The sequence below is a fragment of the Enterococcus sp. AZ196 genome (genome assembly GCF_050498845.1).
GTDB classification, from domain to species: Bacteria; Bacillota; Bacilli; order Lactobacillales; family Enterococcaceae; genus Enterococcus_A; species Enterococcus_A murrayae.
This window is the reverse complement of record NZ_JBIPAM010000004.1, coordinates 46,833-53,457: the sequence shown is the minus strand read 5'-3', so window position 1 is coordinate 53,457 and position 6,625 is coordinate 46,833. Positions and strand designations below refer to the sequence as shown.

The following is a 6,625-nucleotide window of genomic DNA, read 5'->3' as shown; positions in this document are numbered from 1 at the left end:
TAGTTAAGGTTTCAGACACGGTATTATTTTTACTGTTTTTTTTAAAGAGAATCCCTTTTGCTAACAGATTGTTTGTGTTAATGTCAATGGTTTTTGGATTACTTATTATTAGCATTGTTCCACCTCTGCAAACACCTGACGAGGTTGGTCACTTTGTGAAATCCTATGCTTTTTCTGAATTCAAAGTCCGACCAGAGTCTTTTTCAGATAACTTGAAAAAAGGTGACAGTACATGGGGGAATTTTGGATTTGAGGTTCCTTATGAGATAAAAAGTATGAATTCCTATGCTGTTGATATGAACGGAAAAAAGGAAAAACCACCTTACTATTATTATGGTGTTGATAAAGAGAAAATAGAAAAAGGAGAGACTGCTTTTATAGGAACTGGTGGAATTACAAATTACTATTTTGCAAACTATATCCCTCAGATATTCGGAATAAAACTTGGCAAAATATTAGGGAAACCAATATTATGGCAATATTATGCGGCTCGATATTCTAACCTTTTTGCTTATATAATTGTTATCTTCATTGCTATTTGGAATTTTCCGTTTTCAAAGCTTGGAGCAACGGTTCTTGCTTTAAACCCAATGAGTCTTTTTCTAGCAACATCTTGTTCAGGTGACGCTATGATTATTGCTGTGAGTTTTTTGTTTGTTTCATGGATTTCTAGATTAATAAGTAGTGACCACATTTCCAATTTGAAATTACTAATTAGTGCTCTATTGATGGTAACTCTTGTTTTGCTAAAACCTACCTTAATAACTCTTGGCATGCTATTTTTTCTAATTCCTAATAAAACATTTAGCATTAAGAGAAAACTTATGTGGGGAGGTGCAATTTTTGCTGCATGTATCTTTTTCTATATTTCATGGAATAAATTAATGATTGATCAGCAGCTTCTTTATCGAGACTTTGCGAACCCAAATCGACAACTAGCTACATTCTTAAAAGAGCCTTCAATATTTTTTGAAAATCTTCGTAAAAATTATTTATTTGGTGTTAAGGGAGATAATATCGTATACAGTTTTGTTGGGAAATTCGGATTGTTAGATGCACCATTAGGGTTACACTATATCGTTCTCTATTTTATGTGCTTAACTGGAGCTTGTCTTGTTCACGAGAAAGAGGATCAGAATATCTCTTTTGATAAAAAGTTAATAATTGTGTGCATGTTAGTTGTATATACAGTTCTTACTTTCTTCGCTCTTTATCAGATATGGAATAGAGTTGGTCGAACAACATCTATAGAAGGACTTCAAGGTCGCTACTTTATCCCAATTAGTTTAACTGTGGTTCCCTTGTTTTCTAGCAAAGAAACTATATTAAATGTTAAGAATGGAAAGGCAAATTTTATTGTATCAGTTTGTCTTTTACTTATATTGATGGCGACAGTAGTTACATTGTCAATTAGGTATCCTTCAGCAATTTAAATAAGAATAGCAGTGTAACCAAAGGTGTTCACTGCTATATTTTTCTATCTTTTCAAACACTTGCAAGTGTACTTGCAAGTGTGTTAAAATGATTAAAGAGGTAGAAATTACTCAGAAAGGAGAATCCGAATGAATCCATTATTTCTTTTAGTTTTCCAGTGACGACTTGACTTACCGCTAATGGAAGAACGAATTCTTAGATACGACATTTTAGTAGACACCAAATGTATGAAAAAATATTGATTAAGAAAGAAGGTGTTTAACATTTTTTACCAATTAACTTACGACAAGAGCTTAAATGCAGATGTTTTTTTTATCGAAGAAAGTAAAGAATGGGTTATTGGAGCTTCTATAGCATTAAAATTTTCTCCTGTTTTCGATGATGAGGAAATAGTAAACAATCATTATGAACAAACTATTCAACTGAAAAATACTAGAAGCGATTTACCTAATTTAGTAAAAGTTTCTTATGACAACAAAAGTAAATCGTTCTCATTTTCGGAACATCCAGAAATTAAAGGGAAGTATGAAATCGTTGGGTATACTAAAGATATTATTAGAGATAGAGAATCGACACTTGCAGAGCCTACAAATATCAGCAAGCAAGAGTTTGATTTCATTATTGAGACATATGGTCACAACTTCCATTCGGATTCTAATTTGCAAACTTTGTCCTATAGTAGGGATGAAATTTCAAATCTTGAGGAAGGGATAATTGTTGAAAACAAAAGAGTTAAGCATTCGAATAGTTTAATTGACAATCTTGAAAGCAAATTGGCTTTCGAGAAAGACAACCACGAAAAAATTTTGAGCACTCGATGTAATGTGATCTCAATGAAAGAAGAATATCGAAAACAATGCCTGCAATTCATGAATGAAATTGACTATCTAACTGATCAAAAAGAGTTCTTTCTGAATTATGAAACGTATGAGCAAGAAAGTATATTGAATTCTTATGAACATCTAATTAACGAGTGGAGAAATTTCACGAAATTTATAGGTAAAAAAGAAATATACAACCAAAAGTAATTCTACGAGTTGGATCATTAGCATAGAAAATGAAAAAAAAAAGAAGGATTGATTATGGCAGTTCTCAAATTAGCATTTTATGGTTTTGCATTTTTTATGTTTCTAATTTCTATAGCAACTGGATCAATCCCATTGCCAATAGGAATAGGGATTCTAGTTGTATGGATAAATCTTATGTATTTCTCTATTGATCGAGCGTCACCATCAAAAAAGAAAGTACAGATTGCTGTGTATGTAACCAATTATTTATTGATTTTCTATTTAGTTTTCAATTTTATTGTTTACCCAATTTTTGAATCAGTAATCAGCAGATAATGAAAAATAGAATAGTTCTGTTAGGTGGAGCGATCACGGAGAAAGAAGGCGGTCTAATGAGCGAAAAATTGCCAACTATTAAAGTAATTAGAAATACATTTAAAAAGCTTGGAAGGCTTGAAGATCAACTTACAAAGCTAATGGTTGAAAAAGGTTTTGAAGGAGGCTTTGCATATAGAGCAGACGAAGATAGCCTTTGTTTTGGGTGGGAACATGAAAATGATAATAAGGTGTCACCTATTGAAACACAGGAAGAATTGGATCAACTGCTACAGTTCGATTTTGATGAAGCAATAGCTTTTTTGGAGAAGAGAAGTATTTAATTCAGTAAATGGACGATCTAGCATAGCTATTATTTGGAAAAGAAAGAAGGATATGAATATGAAAGAGAAAGAACAAAAAACATTTAGAAATGACATCATGAAGGGATCAATGGAATTATATAGCGAAGAGTGGCATATCTTATTAAGTGTTTTAAAAGAATCAATTGAACAGAAAAGGGTTCAGCTGGAAGCAATTGGTTTAAGGCATAGTTGTCTAAACGATGATCAATTAATCTCTATAGAGGAACATCTTAAAACTGAAATTGATAAACATGTAAACTTACTTAGAAAAGTTCATTTTTACGAACAAGGCTCTTAATTCAAATTGTAGGGTAATGGACGGTATTAGTTATAGAACATTCAGGATAGAAGAAAGATGGGAAGAGATTGATTAACACACTAATTGGAATGAAAGAATTTCTATTTAAACAAATGTACGGAAATTGGTATTGGAGTTTATATCTAGCAACTCTTATTAGCAGTCTATTCATGACATTAGTATTTCTTTTAGGCGCATTGTGGGTTATCAAGGAAAACCATGATCGCTACTTAGACGGAGTTAACGGTAGAGCTAGGAATAGGAGCTTCGTATTCTTTAATTATTATTTAGTATTAGACGGCATTTTGATGGTGATTTTATATTTTGCTTATACAATAAGTGGGTAGCGGGTGATTAGAATATATGAGTGGCAATCAAGAACTATTGGCAAAAAAAGTTATTTTTCTTATGGATAAGTACCTTTTTCCTAAGCAGAGAATTGCGTATTTAGTAAAAGGGTTCAGTGGTATGATTGTTTTTTGGATATATGAGTTTCTTTCTGTATTTGGGGGAATTGCAAACTATAAGAAGATGTTAGCGGACAGTTTAAACCAGACATCTGAGCAATTGAGAAGTCAACTAGAAAGCCCAATGTTTATGACAGGTGTTCTACTTTTTATAATTTTTAGTTTCATCATAGGATATCTAATTGTGAGTTTTGGTCAGCTAATCGTCGATTTGCTTAGAAGGCAAGTATATAAAGATTTTGACAAAAATAAACTATTGTAGATACAGTGGAAAGTCCTGTAAGTGATAATATTGTTGCGCATAATGAAATGATCGAATGAGAAAGATTAAAAGTTGTAAGAAGTAAAGCACTCGTAGTTTAAATGATTTTATCGAAAAGTACAGTTTGAATATCTTGTAAACAACAAGTATGGTATAGTTTGTTTATACAATACATGATGTTTTTTTGAGGTGACGTGTTATGACAATTAGTCTTAATGATTTAGAGATAATGACCTTTCCTGAGGCAAGTATTAGATGGAATAAGGAACGTACTTACGTAACGCAGCAATACATGAAATATAGAGATAGATTTCTTGAAGGTTCTACAGCTGCTGTTGGATATGGAAGCAAAAAGACATACCTGATCACTAAAGCTGGGATGGAATACCTAATGAACGAAACAGAGGAAGAAGCGAATCAAGGGCTATGGTTAGTTCGCTGCTATAAAGATTGGACATATATTACTTTTGAAAAGAAAGTAGATTCTGAAGCTGAGTCAAAGTTATTGATCGAACAATTAATTTCCAAAGATTCAAGAAATAAAAATCACGAAATAGTATTTGATGTTTTCCAAGATAACCCTCGAAAAGTACGAGTTACTTTGGAGAAAAATATCATTTACGTTTATGAGAAAATCAAAAAGAGACGGGATTGAGAAAGTATAGTTTCAAAAATGGAGAAAGCGCTAAAAGTTGGAGCAATCAAGTAAAATGATCCGGGCAAATCAAGTATAGAGGAGGATGGTCAATCATGACGATTTCAGAATTAGTTTTAGCTTTATCTGAATTGGGTTTTTATGTTAGTGCTGGTGACTTTATTGGAACCTTAAATATTTATCATATGACTGAACATGAAAAGAAAAAATTCATGGGCATATACTCAAAAGAAACAGAGTTTGTTTTTTCGTTTTATGAAGAGGTAGGTAATTTAACAAAAGAAGAATCAAGAAGTTTAAACGAGATTCTTAAAGAGTATGAAAATACACCAGTCGAAGCACGATTCAATCAAAAAAACAGACGTAAAACTGTCATCATTGATAAAGGGGATTCATTCATCGTTCGTGCAAATTATGACATTACTTGGCGGCAAACGGCGAAAGCATATGGTGGTCGATGGAATAGGACTATGAAAGGCTGGGAGTTCGATAATTCTCAAAAATATGAGGTTGGACTTCTAATTGAAAATTGTTTCAGAGAAAATCCTTTTCCAGAGGAAAACGACGATTGGGAGCATTACACAAATAGTCAATATATTCGTTTGAGACAAACTGCTGAGTATGTTGTCTTAGATATAGCCGATCGGAACAATGAAAATAACGAGCCTGAAAGATTGGAACAAATTATCATACTGTATGGAGATCAATTAAAAAAAATGACTCAATCAGAGATTGATGAAGTGATCAACAAATGGGAAAGAAAAAAAACAGATTGGATTAAGACTGGACTCTTTAAAGAATATCCAATTGAGCGGACGGAATAGCCGCTGTTTGGAGCTATTGAGGAGAAATTACGAGGTGAAGAAATGTATCTCACAAAAAACGAATTACGGTTTATTGCATTTTTAGTAAGTGGTTGGGGCGGAGGTTTCGAAGAATCTACGCTCTGGGATGATTTATCCGAAGAACAACTAAAAAAGGTTCAGTGGATTTTTGATGGGAAATTTTCATTAGAACATAAATTAAAAGATGCTGGATACACTAATGATTCTGTTGTCGATCAAATGGATTTACCAGAAGAGTTAAAAGATCAGTTTAGGTAGCTCCATAAACGGAGGAAATTAAGGAGGTATTTTATGGAAAGAGTGGAAGTCACTCGCAGCTTGAGCGATTTAGTAAGAAAAAAATTAACAAATAATTGTACCTTTTGGGCGGAAGAGGTGGAGTTAGATTTTGGCAAAGCAAGAATAGATTTTGTTGGATTTCAGCCTTTCAACATCGGTCAAAACGGAATGTGCCCGAGCGCCATTGATAAAGGGACTTTTAGTTTTTATGAAGTGAAATCTTGTATGGCTGATTTCAAATCAGGAAACGGACTAACATTTCTAGGGGATGAAAACTATTTAGTTTGCGAACGAGAGTTGGCAGATCAATTATACGAAAAAATGATGTTGCCAAGTGGTGTTAAAGTCATCGTTCCTAATAAGCCAAGAAACGCTTTAATTCTCGCATTTGATTTATCCGACTCATTTGGGAATTGGTCAAGACGAACGAAATCATCAAGTGAAATGCTGTGGAACATGATTTGCGCAAGAGAAAGTAATAAAGTAGGCTTGTGGACGGAATAGCCGTTGTTTGGGGCTTTTATTATAGCAGCACTTTACGTCAATGAACTAGCAGGAAATCTTAAAGAAGATTGTGCTTTCCAGTCTAAGCGTGCCTACAAATTGAAAACCTATCCTTAATTAAATGGTATTCATTAAATCCAATTTATCCAGGGCGGTAACTAAAGAATTGCATACCAATAACAGGAGTGTATCAG

11 protein-coding genes are annotated in these 6,625 nt (G+C 33.2%); all 11 read left to right on the top strand.

The annotated features are described in order from the left end of the window. Window positions 1–1,433, top strand: a 1,433-nt coding sequence (locus IGI67_RS25975) for a DUF2142 domain-containing protein (protein WP_429959972.1), incomplete at its 5' end; no start/stop codon positions are given. Between the two features lie 255 nt (window positions 1,434–1,688). After that, complete coding sequence (locus tag IGI67_RS25970; RefSeq protein WP_429959971.1) at window positions 1,689–2,462, top strand: hypothetical protein; 774 nt, start codon at window positions 1,689–1,691, stop codon at window positions 2,460–2,462. Between the two features lie 54 nt (window positions 2,463–2,516). After that, entirely contained in the window at window positions 2,517–2,777 is a 261-nt protein-coding gene (locus tag IGI67_RS25965; protein ID WP_429959970.1) for a hypothetical protein, read from the top strand. Window positions 2,778–2,833: 56 nt separating this feature from the next. Further along, window positions 2,834–3,100 (top strand): hypothetical protein, encoded by a 267-nt coding sequence (locus IGI67_RS25960; RefSeq protein WP_429959969.1) that lies wholly within the window; start codon window positions 2,834–2,836, stop codon window positions 3,098–3,100. A gap of 58 nt (window positions 3,101–3,158) precedes the next feature. Beyond that, complete coding sequence (locus IGI67_RS25955) at window positions 3,159–3,419, top strand: hypothetical protein (RefSeq protein ID WP_429959968.1); 261 nt, start codon at window positions 3,159–3,161, stop codon at window positions 3,417–3,419. 68 nt (window positions 3,420–3,487) lie between these two features. Next, entirely contained in the window at window positions 3,488–3,766 is a 279-nt protein-coding gene (locus IGI67_RS25950; RefSeq protein ID WP_429959967.1) for a hypothetical protein, read from the top strand. A 16-nt stretch (window positions 3,767–3,782) separates the two neighbouring features. Continuing rightward, window positions 3,783–4,148: a hypothetical protein gene (locus IGI67_RS25945; RefSeq protein WP_429959966.1), complete on the top strand. Its 366-nt coding sequence runs from the start codon at window positions 3,783–3,785 to the stop codon at window positions 4,146–4,148. A gap of 199 nt (window positions 4,149–4,347) precedes the next feature. After that, window positions 4,348–4,803, top strand: a complete 456-nt coding sequence (locus IGI67_RS25940; protein WP_429959965.1) for a helix-turn-helix domain-containing protein — start codon at window positions 4,348–4,350, stop codon at window positions 4,801–4,803. A 95-nt stretch (window positions 4,804–4,898) separates the two neighbouring features. Continuing rightward, window positions 4,899–5,627 carry a hypothetical protein gene (locus IGI67_RS25935; RefSeq protein ID WP_429959964.1) on the top strand — a complete coding sequence of 243 codons (729 nt, stop codon included), beginning with the start codon at window positions 4,899–4,901 and terminating at the stop codon, window positions 5,625–5,627. A 42-nt stretch (window positions 5,628–5,669) separates the two neighbouring features. After that, window positions 5,670–5,906: a hypothetical protein gene (locus IGI67_RS25930; protein ID WP_429959963.1), complete on the top strand. Its 237-nt coding sequence runs from the start codon at window positions 5,670–5,672 to the stop codon at window positions 5,904–5,906. A 33-nt stretch (window positions 5,907–5,939) separates the two neighbouring features. Then, window positions 5,940–6,431: a hypothetical protein gene (locus IGI67_RS25925; RefSeq protein ID WP_429959962.1), complete on the top strand. Its 492-nt coding sequence runs from the start codon at window positions 5,940–5,942 to the stop codon at window positions 6,429–6,431. Window positions 6,432–6,625 lie beyond the last annotated feature (194 nt).

Coding starts and splice junctions, on each gene's coding strand:
- IGI67_RS25965 (WP_429959970.1), top strand. CDS start 2,517: ATGGCAGTTCTCAAATTAGCATTTTATGGTTTTGCATTTTTTATGTTT.
- IGI67_RS25960 (WP_429959969.1), top strand. CDS start 2,834: ATGAGCGAAAAATTGCCAACTATTAAAGTAATTAGAAATACATTTAAA.
- IGI67_RS25955 (WP_429959968.1), top strand. CDS start 3,159: ATGAAAGAGAAAGAACAAAAAACATTTAGAAATGACATCATGAAGGGA.
- IGI67_RS25945 (WP_429959966.1), top strand. CDS start 3,783: ATGAGTGGCAATCAAGAACTATTGGCAAAAAAAGTTATTTTTCTTATG.
- IGI67_RS25940 (WP_429959965.1), top strand. CDS start 4,348: ATGACAATTAGTCTTAATGATTTAGAGATAATGACCTTTCCTGAGGCA.
- IGI67_RS25935 (WP_429959964.1), top strand. CDS start 4,899: ATGACGATTTCAGAATTAGTTTTAGCTTTATCTGAATTGGGTTTTTAT.
- IGI67_RS25930 (WP_429959963.1), top strand. CDS start 5,670: ATGTATCTCACAAAAAACGAATTACGGTTTATTGCATTTTTAGTAAGT.
- IGI67_RS25925 (WP_429959962.1), top strand. CDS start 5,940: ATGGAAAGAGTGGAAGTCACTCGCAGCTTGAGCGATTTAGTAAGAAAA.